This is a genomic window from Streptomyces sp. NPDC020845, assembly GCF_044334165.1.
Classification (GTDB): Bacteria; Actinomycetota; Actinomycetes; order Streptomycetales; family Streptomycetaceae; genus Streptomyces.
On sequence record NZ_JBIRSJ010000006.1, the window covers coordinates 507,090 to 520,922 of the forward strand.

The window sequence follows — 13,833 nt, forward strand, 5'->3', positions numbered from 1 at the left end:
CTTGCCCACCGCGGAGCCCTCCCTTGCCCAGCCCCGGCCCCTATCGCGCGATATTCGCCGCCCCCGGCACCAAAGGCTTCGCCGCCGCGGGGTTCCCCGGCCGGCTGACGATCTCGATGACCGCCATCGGCGTGGTCACGATGATCTCCGAGCTCACCGGCCGGTACGGACTGGCGGGCGCGGTGTCGGCCGCGCTCTCGATCTCCTCGGCGGCGCTGGGCCCTCAGGTCTCCCGGCTGGTGGACCGGCACGGCCAGCGGCGGGTGCTGCGCCCGGCCAGCCTCGTCGCGCTCACCGCCGTCGCCGGGCTGCTGCTGAGCGCGCATCTGCGCTGGCCGGACTGGACGCTGTTCGCGTTCGCCGCGGCGGCCGGGTGTGTGCCGAGCATCGGGGCGATGGTGCGGGCCCGCTGGGCGGCGATCTACCGTGACACGCCGGACCGGCTGCATGCCGCGTACGCCTTCGAGTCCGTCGTCGACGAGGTCTGCTTCATCGTCGGCCCGATCCTGTCCGTCGGTCTTTCCACCGCCTGGTTCCCGGAGGCGGGCCCGCTGCTGGCCGGCTGCTTCCTGGCGGTCGGGGTGCTGGCGCTGACCGCGCAGCGCGCCACCGAGCCCGTACCGCATCCGCGCGAGCACCACACCGGCGGCTCGGCTCTGCGCTCGGCCGGGCTCATGGTCCTGATGACCGCCTTCGCCGCCGTGGGCGCGCTCTTCGGGGCGATCGACGTGGTGACGGTGGCCTTCGCCGAGGAGCAGGGCAACAAGGCCGCGGCCAGCGTGGTGCTCGCCATCTACGCGGCGGGCTCCTGCCTGGCGGGCGCGGTCTTCGGGCTGCTGCGTCTGAAGGGTTCGGCCCCCCGCAGGTGGCTGCTGGGTGTCTGTGCGATCGCCGTGAGTATGATCCCCCTCCAACTGGTCGGGAACCTTTCGTTTCTGGCCGTGGCGCTCTTCGTCGCGGGCCTGGCCGTCGCACCGACGATGGTCACCACCATGGCCCTGGTCGAACAGCTCGTGCCACGCGCGAAACTGACCGAGGGCATGACCTGGGTGAGCACCGGGCTCTCGGTCGGGGTGGCGCTCGGCTCGTCGGCCGCCGGATGGGTGGTCGACGCCGCCGGAGCGCGCGCGGGGTACGCGGTGCCGGCCGTGGCCGGGGCGTTCGCGGCGGCGGTGGCGTTCCTCGGGTACCGCCGGCTGCGGCCGGCGCCACAGCGGGAGGGGTCGGGCGCGGATGGCCGTAAAGACCGTAAGGACCATGAGGACCAGCCGGAACGGCGTGTGGCGTAACTGGGCGGGCAATGTGGTCGCCCGGCCGGCCCGGAGCATCGCCCCCTCGTCGACCACGGAGCTGGCCGAGGTGGTGCGCCAGGCGGCCGAGGAGGGCCTGCGGGTCAAGGCCGTGGGCACCGGCCACTCCTTCACCGCCGCGGCCGCCACGGACGGGCTGCTGATACGCCCCGAGCGACTGGCCGGGATCCGGGAGATCGACCGGGAGGCGGGGACGGTGACCGTCGCGGCGGGCACCCCGCTGTGGCAGCTCAACCACACCCTGGCGGCGCACGGCCTGTCGCTGACCAATATGGGCGACATCATGGAGCAGACGGTGGCCGGGGCCACCGCCACCGGCACCCACGGGACGGGCCGGGCCAGCGCGTCGATCGCCGCTCAGATCAGAGGTCTGGAGCTGGTGACGGCGGACGGCTCGGTGCTGCGCTGCTCGGCCGAGGAGAATCCGGAGATCTTCTCCGCCGCCCGGATCGGGCTCGGCGCACTGGGCGTGGTGAGCGCGATCACCTTCGCCGTCGAGCCGGAGTTCCTGCTCACCGCGCACGAGGAACCCATGCCCTTCGCCCGGGTCATGGCGGATTTCAACCAACTTGTCGCGGAGAACGAACACTTCGAGTTCTACTGGTTCCCCCATACGGGCAGCTGCAACACCAAGCGCAATAACCGCACCGACGGGCCCGCCGCCCCGCTGGGCCGGGTGAGCGGCTGGGTCGACGACGAGCTGCTGTCCAACGGCATCTTCCAGGTGGCCTGTTCGGTGGGGCGGGCGGTCCCCGCCACCATCCCCGGCATCGCCAAGATCTCCAGCCGCGCGCTGTCGGCCCGCACGTACACGGACATCCCTTACAAAGTCTTCACCAGTCCGCGCCGGGTCCGCTTCGTCGAGATGGAGTACGCGGTGCCGCGCGAGGCCGCGGTCACGGTGCTGCGCGAGCTCAAGGCGACCGTGGAGCGCTCGGGGCTCAGGGTCAGCTTCCCGGTGGAGGTGCGCACCGCACCGGCCGACGACATCCCGCTGTCCACCGCCTCGGGCCGGGACACCGCCTACATCGCGGTGCACCTGTACCGGGGCACCCCGCACCGGGCGTACTTCACGGCGACCGAGCAGATCATGACCGCGCACGGCGGGCGCCCGCACTGGGGCAAGCTGCACAGCCGCGACGCCGCGTATCTGGCGGAGGCCTATCCGCGGTTCGGGGAGTTCACGGCCGTCCGCGACCGGCTGGACCCGGAACGGCTGTTCGGCAACGACTATCTGCGGCGGGTCCTGGGCGACTGACGCGCCCCACCCTGACCCCCACTCTCGGCGCCCACTCCGACCCCATCTGCCCCTGCCCGCACATTCGTTCCCATCCGGGAAGAGAAGCGAACAAAATCGAAGGAGATCGTTCCGTTTCTGTCGATCATGTGAAACTTGCCACCCACATCACGCCCCACGCCGCCCAGCTCATGGCCCACAGGCCCGCCACGGCGAGAACTTGACTGGCGCGCCGCTCCACCTGAGCGGCCCGAATGGAGTACTGTTGCGGTCCCTGGCCCCGCTTTCCCGTCCGGCCGCCCGGACCCAACGGGAGGGGTCAAAAGGCGGCAACTCAACCGGCGGCGCCGCGACATGACATGGGGATCGCTGCCCCGAGCGACGGCGCCGTCGCTTTGGGCTGCAAACAGGTCACCGTGCCATAACGGCGGATCGGGGCGCAGGCCCGACACGCCGGGCAACTCGGCAAAGTTGTGGCAGGCTGCACCCGGGCACGCCACACTCGTCTAGCGGGAGAGCAGCGACGCAACCGTGACGTCGGCAGGCACCACCCGGGAGGTCCCCATGCCCGAACTGCGTGTCGTGGCCGTCAGCAACGACGGCACACGGCTGGTGCTCAAGGCTGCGGACAGCACGGAGTACACACTTCCCATCGACGAGCGTCTGCGCGCCGCCGTGCGCAACGACCGCGCTCGGCTCGGCCAGATCGAGATCGAGGTCGAGAGCCATCTGCGGCCGCGCGACATCCAGGCCCGTATACGCGCCGGCGCCTCGGCCGAAGAGGTCGCGCAGATGGCGGGCATCCCCGTCGACCGCGTGCGCCGCTTCGAGGGTCCGGTGCTCGCGGAGCGCGCCTTCATGGCCGAGCGCGCCCGCAAAACACCTGTGCGCCGCCCCGGTGAGAACGCCGGGCCCCAGCTCGGCGAGGCCGTCGCGGAGCGGCTGCTGCTGCGCGGTGCGGAGAAGGACACCGCGCAGTGGGACTCCTGGCGGCGGGACGACGGCACCTGGGAAGTGCTGCTGGTCTACCGCGTGGCCGGGGAGCCGCACTCGGCCAGCTGGACCTACGACCCGCCCCGGCGGCTCGTCCAGGCCGTGGACGAAGAGGCCCGGGCGCTGATCGGCGAGGCCGACGACACCCCGGAGCCGAGCTTCCCGTTCGTACCGCGGATCGCCCGGCTGCCGCGGGACCGTGATCGAGAGCGCGACCGGGACCGGCCGGGCTCGTTCGAGCGCGGCGACGGCGAGTCCGACTCCACGGCGGCGTCCGCCTCGGTGGAGGACGGCCTCGGCGGCGAGCGGGACTCGCTCACCAGCCTGCTGGAAGCCGTGCCGAACTTCCGGGGCGACATGATCGTGCCGGACGCGCCCAGCCCGGCCTCCCCGGCGGACGAGCCCGTCGAGGAGCCCGAGCCCGTCGAGCCCCCGGCCCCGGCGGCCAGCGCCGGCTCGGCGTACGCGGACGTCCTGATGCCCCGTTCGGTCGCCGGCCACCGCGATCGGCTGACCGGCACCACGGACCGTCAGGCGGAGGCGGACGGCGTGCGTCCGGGCCGCCGGGCGGCGGTGCCGAGCTGGGACGAGATCGTGTTCGGCACCCGCCGCAAGAAACAGGAGTAGCGGCGGCACTTTCACGCTGGCCGGGCCTCGCCGTCGTACGCCGACGGCGAGGCCCCCCTTTGGGGCTCGGCTCTCCCCCAGCTACCGCTGGGAGGTGCCCCCGGCCGGCGCATGTGCCCCTCAGCCGCGGTCGGGGCCGGTGGCCACCGGGCGGGTGGAGTCGGCGGACCACTCACTCCAGGAGCCGACGTACAGGGCCGCCGGGACGCCCGCGACCGCCAGCGCCAGCACCTGGTGAGCGGCCGAGACGCCCGAGCCGCAGTAGACCCCCACCTCGGCCTCCTCGGTGGCGCCGAGCCCGGCGAAGCGCTCGGCCAGCCGCTCGGCGGGCAGGAACCGGCCCTCGGGGGTGACGTTCTCCATCGTCGGCGCCGAGACCGCCCCCGGGATATGCCCGGCCACGGGGTCGATCGGCTCCACCTCGCCTCGGTACCGCTCGGCTGCCCGCGCGTCCAGCAGCAGTCCGCGCCGGGCGAGCGCCGCCGCGCCGTCCGCGTCCAGCAGCGGGAGGGCGCCGGGCCGGGGCTCGAAGTCGCCCTCGGGCGGGGCGGTGGTCTCGGTGCTCAGCGGGCCGTCGTGCTCGGTCCAGGCGGCCAGGCCGCCGTCGAGGACGCGTACGGACGGGTGGCCCGCCCAGCGCAGTAGCCACCAGGCGCGCGCCGCCGCCCACCCCTGTCCGCCGTCGTACGCCACCACGCGCCGGTCCGCACGGACTCCCGCCCGGCGCATCGCGGCGGCGAAGATGGACAGGTCCGGCAGCGGGTGGCGGCCGGCCGCGCCCGCGGGGCCCGCGAGTTCGGCCTCCAGGTCGACGTAGACCGCACCGGGGAGGTGCCCGGCCTCGTAGACGGGGCGGCCGGGCGGGCCGCCCAGCTGGTAGCGGACGTCCAGGAGGAGCGGCGGTTGCTCCCCCGCCAGCTCGTCCATGAGATCGGATGCGGTGATGATGGCATTCATGGGCACCATCTTTGCGTAGATACGTCTGCGACGATTGGCCCACTCGATCACCCTCCGTACAGATGACGGACACCTCGCGGCCATGGCCTGGAAACGGATGCGGGGCTCGAAAGCGGGCATTGTCCTGGCAGGAGCCGCGAATTGCGGCGCGGCCAGGGCGCGCGTTGCGACAGGGGGTGCGAATATCTGTCGGGCGCCACCCCCATCACCGCCCCGCGCACCAGCGGGCCGGCCGGAGCCGCACGGACACCACAACGGTCCGAGGAGAGAGTGACGATGACCGAGGCAGCGACTCGGCACACGCCGGGCACGCCTTGCTGGACGAGCCTGATGGTGCACAGCCTGGCCGCGACGCAGGAGTTCTACCACGCCTTGTTCGGCTGGGAGTTCACGCCGGGTCCTGAGCACCTGGGCGCGTACGTACGCGCGCGGATCGGCGACCGGCCGGTCGCGGGGCTGGGTGAACTGCCTCCGGAGCGCCACCTCCCGGTCGCCTGGACGACGTATCTGGCCTCCGACGACGCCGACGAGACGGCGGAGCTGATCCGCGCCTGCGGCGGCACCGTGGCCGTGGGCCCGCTGGACGCGGGCGAGGCGGGCCGGATGGCCCTCGCGGCCGACCCGCAGGGCGCGGCCTTCGGCGTATGGCAGGCGCGCGAGCACCTGGGAGCCGAGGAGATCGGGTCGCCGGGCTCCCCGGTCTGGCACGAGCTGATGACCTGGGACTCCTCGGCCGTCGGCAAGTTCTACGACATGGTCTTCGGCTGCCACAGCGAGCCCTCGTCCCGTCGTCCTGACGGCCCCGGCCCGGCGCCCGAGCCCGGGTCCGATGCGCTGACCCTGCGAGTGGCGGGGCGGCCGGTGGCCGCGATCCACGGCATGGGCGGCGCCCTGCCGCGCGACCGGGGCCCGCACTGGCGGACGTACTTCGCGGTGGCCGACGTGGACAAGGCGGTGCGCCAGGTGACCGAGCTGGGCGGCTATGTCGTCCTGCCGCCCCAGGACGGCGTGGCGGGGCGTACGGCCACCGTCACGGACCCGGAGGGGGCGGCCTTCGCCCTGGTCGGGACGGACGGCTGACGGGCGGCTGAGAGGCCGCTGAGGGGCGGCTGAAGGTCGTCTGGGGTCTGTCGTCAAAGGGGGCGTCCGGCCGCGAGCGGCGTCTGGTGCGGTGCCTCGCAAGGCGGAGCATCGTCCTCGTACTGGGCGCTGCGGTCGATATGCCGCTGACGCGGCGTGGCCGGGCGGTGCGACAACGCGGCGAGGCGCCGCCCGCCGCGGTAGCGGCTGATGTCACTGCGGCGTCGGGAGCAGGGCGCCCCCTTTGACGACAGGCCCTAGGGGGCGGTCCGGGGCGTTGTTCGGGCGTCGTGTGGCACGGGGGCCGGGGCCGCCGCCGGGTCGACGGGGAGCACATCCGGCGACAGCGTGGCGGCGCGGGCGGCCGCGGCCGTCATGCGGCGCCGGTGGTGGCGCCGGCACAGCACCTCGTAACCCACCTCGGCCCCGGGCTGGTTGACGTCGCCGACGACGACTTGGGCGCCCTCGACGACCATCTCGCCGCCGACGGTACGGGCGTTGTGCGTGGCGCGGGCCCCGCACCAGCACAACGCCTCGACCTGCAGCACCTCGATCCGGTCCGCGAGCTCGACCAGCCGCTGGGAGCCGGGGAAGAGCTTGCTGCGGAAGTCGGTGGTGATGCCGAAGGCGAAGACGTCGAGCCCGAGGTCGTCCACGACGCGGGCGAGCTGATCGATCTGGGACGGGGCGAGGAACTGCGCCTCGTCCACGATCACATAGTCGGCGCGGCCCCCGGCCGTGAGGATCCCGACCACATGGGCGCAGAAGTCGAGGTCGTCCCCCGCCTCGACGGCCTCGGTGACCAGCCCCAGCCGCGAGGAGAGCTTGCCCCGGCCCGCCCGGTCGTCCCGGGTGTAGATCATGCCCTGCAGGCCGCGCGCCGAGCGGTTGTGCTCGATCTGCAGAGCGAGGGTGCTCTTTCCGCAGTCCATGGTTCCGGAGAAGAACACCAGCTCGGGCATGGGGTGGCGGGGCCTTTCGTACGGTCGGGACGGGCGAGGCGGAGGGGAGCGGGACGGCTCAGGAGCGTACTTCGAGCAGCGGGACAAGCTGCTCGACGGGGGTCATCGAGCCGTGCAGCCCCACCATCGCCGACTCCTTCGGCTCGGTCCGCGACGCGACGATCGCGACATCCGCGCTGGCGGCGGCCACCACATCGCCGATCCGCCGGTACACCCGCTCATCCACGCCGCCGCCGTCCTCCGGCCGCCCGAACCAGCCCGCCTCGATGGCCTCGTCACGGCTCGCCACCCACATCTGCTCGCCGAGCACCTCGCGCCATACCGCCAGCACATCGCCCGCCGCGCCGGGGACCGCGTACACATGACGGGCGCGGCCCTCGCCGCCCAACAGGGCGACTCCGGCCCGCAGCTCCCAGTCCTCGTCGAAGTCGATCCGCGACTCCGGGTCGAAGGGGACGTCGATCATGCCGTGGTCGGCGGTCACGTAGAGGGCGGCGCGGGGCGGCAGTTGCTCGGCGAGGCGCTGGACGAGCCCGTCCACGTAGCGCAGCTGGGCACGCCACTCGTCGGAGTCGACGCCGAAGCGGTGCCCCTTGCCGTCGACTTCGCTGTAGTACGTGTAGACGAGCGAGCGGTCGCCCGCGGCCAACCGCTCGGCCGCGAGGTCCATCCGCTCCTCGCCGGAGAGCCGGCCGAGGAAGGTGCCGCCGCTCAGCGCGATCTTGGTGAGCGGGGTCTCGGCGAAGGTCGGCGCGGACACCTGGCAGGTGTGCACACCCGCGGCGTCGGCCAGTTGGAAGACGGTGGGGTACGGCTGCCAGGCGTGCGGATCCGTCCACGGCTGCCAGCGCAGCTGGTTCATCAGCTGGCCGGTGGCGGGGTCGACCACCGTATAGCCGGGCAGGCCGTGGGCGCCGGGCGGCAGGCCCGTGCCGACGGAGGCCAGCGAGGTCGCGGTGGTGGAGGGGAAGCCTGCGGTGATCGGCGCCCCGGTGCCGCCCAGCGAGCCGGGCAGCAGCGAGGTCAGAAAGGGCGCTTCGGCGGGGTGGGCGCGCAGCAGCTCCCAGCCGAGGCCGTCGACCAGGAACACGCATACGCGGTCGGCGGGCGCTAGGGCGAGCCCCGAAGACAGCGAGGGCAGGCCCGGGACGCCCTGGCCCGCGGCGACGGCGGGCAGCAGATCGGCGAGCGAGCCCGTGCCGTAGCGCGGCACGGGGGCGGAGCGCGGGTCGAGCGGCTGGGGATCGGGCTCCTGCCAGAGGGAGGCGGTGGCGGAGTCCGCGATGGAGTCGGACATCAGCGGCCTGTGTCCGGCGTTTCCGCGGTGGCTTCCGAGAGCGACTGGGCGAAGGCGAGGGTCTGCCGGACGCTGTCGGGGCCGTCGCCCGCCTCGCTGACCCGCAGGCTCAGGTCGTCGGCGGTGGAAGAGCCGGTGTAGCCGTGGTCGGCCTCGCAATTGGGGTCGCCGCAGGCGGCGGGCTCGAGGTCGAGGCGGTTGACCGCGCCCCAGCCGATGGTGAGGACCACCTCGCGGGGCAGCGTGCCGGGGGTGTACGACTCGGGGTTGGCCACGACCCGGCTCAGCACGACCGAGGAGATCCGCTGCAGCTTCACGGACTCGGTGGAGGTGGTGGCGTACGGCGACGGGGAGGTGCCGTCGGCGGCCTGCTCGTCGGTGTGGCTGACGATGAAGCGGGTGCCGGTCAGGACGAGGACCGTGACATGGCGGCGGACCTCGTTGGAGTCGAAGGTGGTCTCCTGATGGACCAGATACGAGACGACCGGCTCACCACCCACGGCGGCCTCCACCGCTTCGGCAACGAGTGCCGGGTAATAGCCACTGCGCTCGATCGCCGCGCGCAGCCCCTGGGTCGTCGTACCGGTCTTCGCCATGTGCCCATCCTACGGGGCCGCACCGACACCGGCGCCCATGCCGGCCATGGCCGCGGACGTCAGTAGCTGGGCAGGTGGCGGGGGCCGAGGTCGGTGCGCGGGGGCGGCGGGGCCAGCCGGACGGCCGCACCGAGCACGGACAGGCCGTGCGGGGCGACGACGACCGGTTCGAGGTCGACGGAGACCACCTCGGGATGGTCGTCCACCATGCGGGACACCCGCAGCAGGAGTTCTTCGAGCGCCGCGGTGTCGACTGGTCTTGAGCCGCGCCAGCCGAACAGGAGGGGTGCGGTCCGGATGGATCTGATCAGCTCGGCGGCGTCCCGGTCGGTGGCCGGGACGAGCCGGTGGGCGGTGTCCCCGAGCAGTTCGGAGGGGGCTCCGGCGAGCCCGAACGAGAGCACCGCCCCGGCGGCGGGGTCGATGGCGGCCCGTACGACGGTGTCGACGCCGCGCGGGGCCATCCGCTGCACGACGAGCCGCAGCTCTTCGGGGGCGCCGAGGTAGTCCGTCAACTCGGCGTAGGCGCGTCGGAGTTCCGCCTCGCCGCCGAGGTCGAGGCGCACACCGCCCAGGTCGGCGCGGTGGCGCAGATGGGGGGCGGTGGTCTTGAGCGCGACGGGGAAGCCGAGCCTGGCCGCGGCCCGTACGGCGGCGTCCGGGTCGGGGGCGGGGAGCGCGGGCAGCACGCTGACGCCGTAGCGGGCGAGGAGGCGCTGGGCGTCGGGGGCGGAGAGGGTGACGGTGTACGGGGCGGGGGCGTCCGCCGACGCGTCGGGCGGCGCGGCGGCGGCCTGGGGGGGGGGGGCGCCATCGGCCGGGGCGGCTTCGGCCGGCGCACCCTCGGCCGGGGCCTCCTCGGTCTGGGCTTGCGCCGTCGGCTCGCCCTCGGTCGGCGCGAGCAGTACGTCGATGTCGGCCGCGGCGCCCGCCTCGTCGATGTCCTCGTACTCCGGGACCCGGCCGGGCTCCTCGGCCTGGCGCCGCCACCGCGCGTACCCCACGGCCTCGGCGAGGGCTCGTACGGCGCGCTCCGCGGCCGGGTAGGCGGGGATCCGCGGGGCCGGGAAGGGCGCCTCGTCAGCCGCGTCGCCCCCGGCTGCGCCCCCGACCCCGTCTTCCCGGCCCCCGGCACCGGGGGCGTCCCAGGGCGCGGCCAGGGCCTCGGCGAGCCCTGGGATCTGCAGGTGGACCACCGCCACCGGCTTGGCCGCGCCGCGCGCCGCGGCCCCGGCGGCCGCGCCGCGCATCGCCCGGGCGAGGTCGGCCGCGGCGGCGGCGCCGACGCCGGGGATGGCGGTGACGACGACCGCGTCGCACGCGTCGTCGGCGAGGGACGCGGCGAGGGCTCGCCGGAAGTCGTCGGGGGCGGCGGCCGTGGTCAGGTCGCGGGGCGGCAGCGGGCGCAGCCCGTCGGTGAGGCAGGCGTCGTAGGTGAGCAGCCCCAGGGAGTCGGAGTTGCCCAGAATGGCGATGCGCGGGCCGCCGGGGAGCGGCTGGGAGGCGAGCAGCAGCCCGGCGTCGACGAGCTCGGTGACCGTATCGACCCGGATGACGCCCGCCTGCCGCAGCAGGGCGGAGACGGTGGCGTCCGGGATGCCGGGGGCGGGGACGGCGTGGCCGGTGGGGGCGCTGCCGCTGTGGCGGGCGCCCTTGACGACCACGACCGGTTTGACCGCGGCCGTGCGCTTGGCGAGCCGGGTGAACTTGCGGGGGTTGCCGATGGACTCGAGGTACATCAGGGCGACGTCGGTCCGCGGGTCGTCGTACCAGTACTGCAGGACGTCGTTGCCGGAGACGTCGGCGCGGTTGCCCGCGGAGATGAAGGTGGAGACCCCGGCGGTCCCCGCGCCGCGCAGGTCGAGCCCTGACAGCAGCGCGATGCCTATCGCCCCGGACTGGGTGAACAGGCCGAGCCGCCCGGGGGCGGGCAGCCGCGGCGAGAGGGAGGCGTTCAGCCGCACGCCGTCGGCGGTGTTGATGACGCCGAAGGCGTTGGGGCCGATGATCCGCATGCCGTAGGTGCGCGCCTGGCGGACCAGCTCGCGCTGCCGGTCGCGGCCCTCCGGCCCGCTCTCCGCGTAGCCGGCGGAGACCACGACGAGGCTCTGGACGCCGCTGTCGCCGCAGTCCGCGACCACGGAGGGCACCTGGGCGGCGGGGACGGCGACGACGGCGAGGTCGACCGGGCCGTCGATCTCGTGGATCGAGCGGTGGGCCGGGACGCCCTCGGGGTCCAGCCGGTCCTGTTCCCCGGGAAAGGCGCGGTTGACGGCGTACACGCGCCCGCTGAACCCGCCGTCGAGGAGGTTGCGCAGCACGGTGCGGCCGACGCCGCCCGGGGCGCGTCCGGTGCCGATGACGGCGACGGAGCCGGGGGCGAGCAGCCGCTGTACGGAGCGGGCCTCGGCGCGCTGCTCTCGGGCGCGCATGACGGCCAGGGAGCGGTCGGTGGGTTCGAGGTCGAACTCCAGGCGGACGACGCCGTCCTCGAAGCTGCGCTTCTGGGTGTAGCCCGCGTCCGTGAACACCTTGATCATCTTGGTGTTGGCGGGCAGCACCTCGGCGGCGAAGCGGCGGATCCCGCGCTCGCGGGCGACGGCGGCGATGTGCTCGAGGAGGGCGGAGGCCACCCCGCGGCCCTGGTGGGCGTCCTGGACGAGGAACGCGACCTCGGCCTCGTCGGCCGGCGCCGTCGAGGGCAGGCCGTGGCCGTCGATCCGGTCGTAGCGGACGGTGGCGATGAACTCGTCCCCGACCGTGGCGGCCAGGCCCACCCGGTCGACGTAGTCGTGGTGCGTGAAGCGGTGCACGTCGCGGTCGGAGAGCCGGGGGTAGGGCGCGAAGAAGCGGTAGTACTTGGACTCGTCCGAGACCCGCTCGTAGAAGCTGACCAGGCGCTGCGCGTCATCGACGGTGATGGGGCGGATCCGGGCGGTGCCACCGTCGCGGAGCACCACATCGGCCTCCCAGTGGGCCGGGTAGGCGTGGGTGTCGGACGGCTGCCGCATGCGGCCAAGACTACGGCCCGGGCGGACATGGGTCCGGACGTCCGAATGGCGGACACCCTTGCGTTACGGGGAGGTGTCGAGGGAAAGTCCATAATCGGACCTGTACGGGCATGGCCGGGCCTACTCGGACACCGTTCCGGACAGACCCAGACACGCACGACCGTATGATATTGGTCTAGACAACGGCAACCCGCACCTGAAGGGCAACACCATGGCTGAGCGCCGCGTCAACATCGGCTGGGCCGAGGGCCTGCACGCCCGCCCCGCGTCGATCTTCGTCCGGGCGGCCACCGCCGCCGGCGTCCCCATCACGATCGCCAAGGCGGACGGCACCCCGGTCAACGCCGCTTCCATGCTCGCCGTGCTCGGCCTGGGCGCCCAGGGCGGCGAGGAGGTCGTCCTGGCCTCCGCGTCGGACGACGCCGAGGTCGCGCTCGACCGCCTGGCCAAGCTGGTCGCGGAGGGGCTGGAGGAGCTTCCGGAGACCGTCTGACTGGCTCCGCCCGATAAATTCACACGGCGCGGCCGCGGTGACCCATGACAGGGGACCGCGGCCGCACTGTTTATCCAACGCAATACGGGGACGAATACCGGGACCGCGCAATACGGGAACGCGAAATACGCGGCCGCGGAAATCCACGGCCGCACACACCGGCGGTAATTCTTAGAAGTTGTATACGGGGCCGCTGTTAATTCCGGACGCCCGCCGTGTTTACGGAATGTTTCGAACTCCTCACACGGACGGGGCGACGCAGCCGGTATTCCGACATCGAGCGCTCGGCATGCGCCGCGGCCAGTGCCCGCGCGCGGTCGGCGTCGCCGCGCGCCACCGCGTCGACCAGCGCACCGTGCTCGTCCCAGGAGGCCACGGCCCGCAGCGAGAAGTCGGAGCGCAGGGCGGTGCCCGGGGCGGACGGCGCCGGTCTGTGGGCCGGTTCCACCGCATACACCCAGGCGATCTTGCGTCTCAGCTGCACCAGCAGCCCGGCCAGGCTCGGACTGCCGGAGGCCTGGGCCAACGTCTCGTGGAACCAGTCGCCGAGCGGTCGCAGCTCGCCCAACTGCCCGCGCCGGGCCCGCTCCTGGCCGAGCCTGACCAGGCCGCGCAACACCTTCAGATGCGCCTCGGTGCGCCGCTGGGCGGCCCGGGCGGCCCCCAGGGGCTCCAGCAGCGCGCGGATGTCCAGCAGGTCGGCGGCCTCCCGCTCGGACGGCTGCGCGACGCATGCGCCCGCGTGTCGGCGGGTGGTCACAAAGCCTTCCGACTCCAGGGTGCGCAGCGCCTCGCGCACGGGCACGCGCGAGACGCCGTAGCGCCGGGCGAGGAATTCCTCGATCAGCCGGCTGCCGGGCGCGAAGGTGCCGGAGACGATGTCGTCGCGGATCGCCGTACACACCGCGTGCGCCGAAATCCGGCGACCGCCCGGCATCGCGGTCGTATCGCCGCTCACTTCCGGTCCCGCATTGTTGAACCTCCGCCTTAATCTCCGCGAAACGCAGCCGATTGACGCGTGTTCAGCGACTCTATTCTAAACAGCCGGAATTTCCGATGGGCGCGGAGATTTCATGGATATTTTTGGCCAGGCGGCCGGGCAGCCGGATGGCCAGGCGGCCGGGTGCCCATGCGAGTACGCCGAAGGCCCCGGTCCGCGGGACCGGGGCCTTGGGGAGCCGAAGGGGCGCGCCGCCCGCGCCGGAGGCGCTGATGTCGCTGTGAAAGGGAGAGCGCGCGGAGACCCTGAGGTACGAAGGGCCGAGCACGG

The 13,833-nt window shown here is 73.5% G+C and carries 11 protein-coding genes; 5 read left to right on the plus strand and 6 right to left on the minus strand.

The window, feature by feature from the left end:
- The first annotated feature begins 23 nt into the window (after window positions 1–23).
- From ACH4U7_RS18005 to sepH, 3 genes are all read left to right on the plus strand, one after another.
- Complete coding sequence (locus ACH4U7_RS18005) at window positions 24–1,289, plus strand: MFS transporter (protein WP_398528852.1); 1,266 nt, start codon at window positions 24–26, stop codon at window positions 1,287–1,289.
- Window positions 1,258–2,568 (plus strand): D-arabinono-1,4-lactone oxidase, encoded by a 1,311-nt coding sequence (locus tag ACH4U7_RS18010; RefSeq protein ID WP_398528853.1) that lies wholly within the window; start codon window positions 1,258–1,260, stop codon window positions 2,566–2,568. The genes ACH4U7_RS18005 and ACH4U7_RS18010 overlap by 32 nt, the downstream gene beginning before the upstream one ends.
- Before the next feature lie 510 nt (window positions 2,569–3,078).
- Window positions 3,079–4,167 (plus strand): septation protein SepH, encoded by a 1,089-nt coding sequence (gene sepH / locus ACH4U7_RS18015; RefSeq protein WP_398528854.1) that lies wholly within the window; start codon window positions 3,079–3,081, stop codon window positions 4,165–4,167.
- Between the two features lie 120 nt (window positions 4,168–4,287).
- On the opposite strand, the gene ACH4U7_RS18020 is transcribed toward sepH, so the two are convergent.
- Window positions 4,288–5,124 carry a sulfurtransferase gene (locus ACH4U7_RS18020; protein ID WP_398528855.1) on the minus strand — a complete coding sequence of 279 codons (837 nt, stop codon included), beginning with the start codon at window positions 5,122–5,124 and terminating at the stop codon, window positions 4,288–4,290.
- 276 nt (window positions 5,125–5,400) lie between these two features.
- On the opposite strand from ACH4U7_RS18020, the gene ACH4U7_RS18025 reads away from it, so the two are divergent.
- Window positions 5,401–6,204 (plus strand): VOC family protein, encoded by an 804-nt coding sequence (locus tag ACH4U7_RS18025; protein WP_398528856.1) that lies wholly within the window; start codon window positions 5,401–5,403, stop codon window positions 6,202–6,204.
- A gap of 257 nt (window positions 6,205–6,461) precedes the next feature.
- On the opposite strand, the gene ACH4U7_RS18030 is transcribed toward ACH4U7_RS18025, so the two are convergent.
- From ACH4U7_RS18030 to ACH4U7_RS18045, 4 genes are read right to left on the minus strand one after another with little or no spacing between them, the layout of a single operon-like run.
- Entirely contained in the window at window positions 6,462–7,166 is a 705-nt protein-coding gene (locus ACH4U7_RS18030; RefSeq protein ID WP_398528857.1) for a thymidine kinase, read from the minus strand.
- A 58-nt stretch (window positions 7,167–7,224) separates the two neighbouring features.
- Complete coding sequence (locus ACH4U7_RS18035; protein WP_398528858.1) at window positions 7,225–8,463, minus strand: alkaline phosphatase family protein; 1,239 nt, start codon at window positions 8,461–8,463, stop codon at window positions 7,225–7,227.
- The gene (locus ACH4U7_RS18040) at window positions 8,463–9,059 is read right to left on the minus strand and encodes a DUF5998 family protein (RefSeq protein WP_385629160.1); all 597 of its coding nucleotides are present in this window, start codon (window positions 9,057–9,059) and stop codon (window positions 8,463–8,465) included. Before ACH4U7_RS18040 ends, ACH4U7_RS18035 begins: the two co-directional genes overlap by 1 nt.
- 59 nt (window positions 9,060–9,118) lie before the next feature.
- The gene (locus tag ACH4U7_RS18045; protein ID WP_398528859.1) at window positions 9,119–12,070 is read right to left on the minus strand and encodes a GNAT family N-acetyltransferase; all 2,952 of its coding nucleotides are present in this window, start codon (window positions 12,068–12,070) and stop codon (window positions 9,119–9,121) included.
- 211 nt (window positions 12,071–12,281) lie between these two features.
- Here ACH4U7_RS18045 and ACH4U7_RS18050 point away from each other — a divergent pair, with 211 nt between their 5' ends.
- Window positions 12,282–12,563, plus strand: a complete 282-nt coding sequence (locus ACH4U7_RS18050) for an HPr family phosphocarrier protein (protein WP_014175879.1) — start codon at window positions 12,282–12,284, stop codon at window positions 12,561–12,563.
- 196 nt (window positions 12,564–12,759) lie between these two features.
- On the opposite strand, the gene ACH4U7_RS18055 is transcribed toward ACH4U7_RS18050, so the two are convergent.
- Window positions 12,760–13,500, minus strand: coding sequence for a GntR family transcriptional regulator (locus ACH4U7_RS18055; RefSeq protein WP_398528964.1), 741 nt, complete (start codon window positions 13,498–13,500; stop codon window positions 12,760–12,762).
- Window positions 13,501–13,833: the final 333 nt, after the last annotated feature.

Bases quoted from the DNA above. Each gene is read 5' to 3' on its own strand.
- ACH4U7_RS18045 (WP_398528859.1), bottom strand. From the start codon at position 12,070: ATGCGGCAGCCGTCCGACACCCACGCCTACCCGGCCCACTGGGAGGCC.
- ACH4U7_RS18055 (WP_398528964.1), bottom strand. From the start codon at position 13,500: ATGCCGGGCGGTCGCCGGATTTCGGCGCACGCGGTGTGTACGGCGATC.
- ACH4U7_RS18025 (WP_398528856.1), top strand. From the start codon at position 5,401: ATGACCGAGGCAGCGACTCGGCACACGCCGGGCACGCCTTGCTGGACG.
- ACH4U7_RS18040 (WP_385629160.1), bottom strand. From the start codon at position 9,059: ATGGCGAAGACCGGTACGACGACCCAGGGGCTGCGCGCGGCGATCGAG.
- ACH4U7_RS18035 (WP_398528858.1), bottom strand. From the start codon at position 8,463: ATGTCCGACTCCATCGCGGACTCCGCCACCGCCTCCCTCTGGCAGGAG.
- ACH4U7_RS18030 (WP_398528857.1), bottom strand. From the start codon at position 7,166: ATGCCCGAGCTGGTGTTCTTCTCCGGAACCATGGACTGCGGAAAGAGC.
- ACH4U7_RS18020 (WP_398528855.1), bottom strand. From the start codon at position 5,124: ATGAATGCCATCATCACCGCATCCGATCTCATGGACGAGCTGGCGGGG.
- ACH4U7_RS18010 (WP_398528853.1), top strand. From the start codon at position 1,258: ATGAGGACCAGCCGGAACGGCGTGTGGCGTAACTGGGCGGGCAATGTG.
- ACH4U7_RS18050 (WP_014175879.1), top strand. From the start codon at position 12,282: ATGGCTGAGCGCCGCGTCAACATCGGCTGGGCCGAGGGCCTGCACGCC.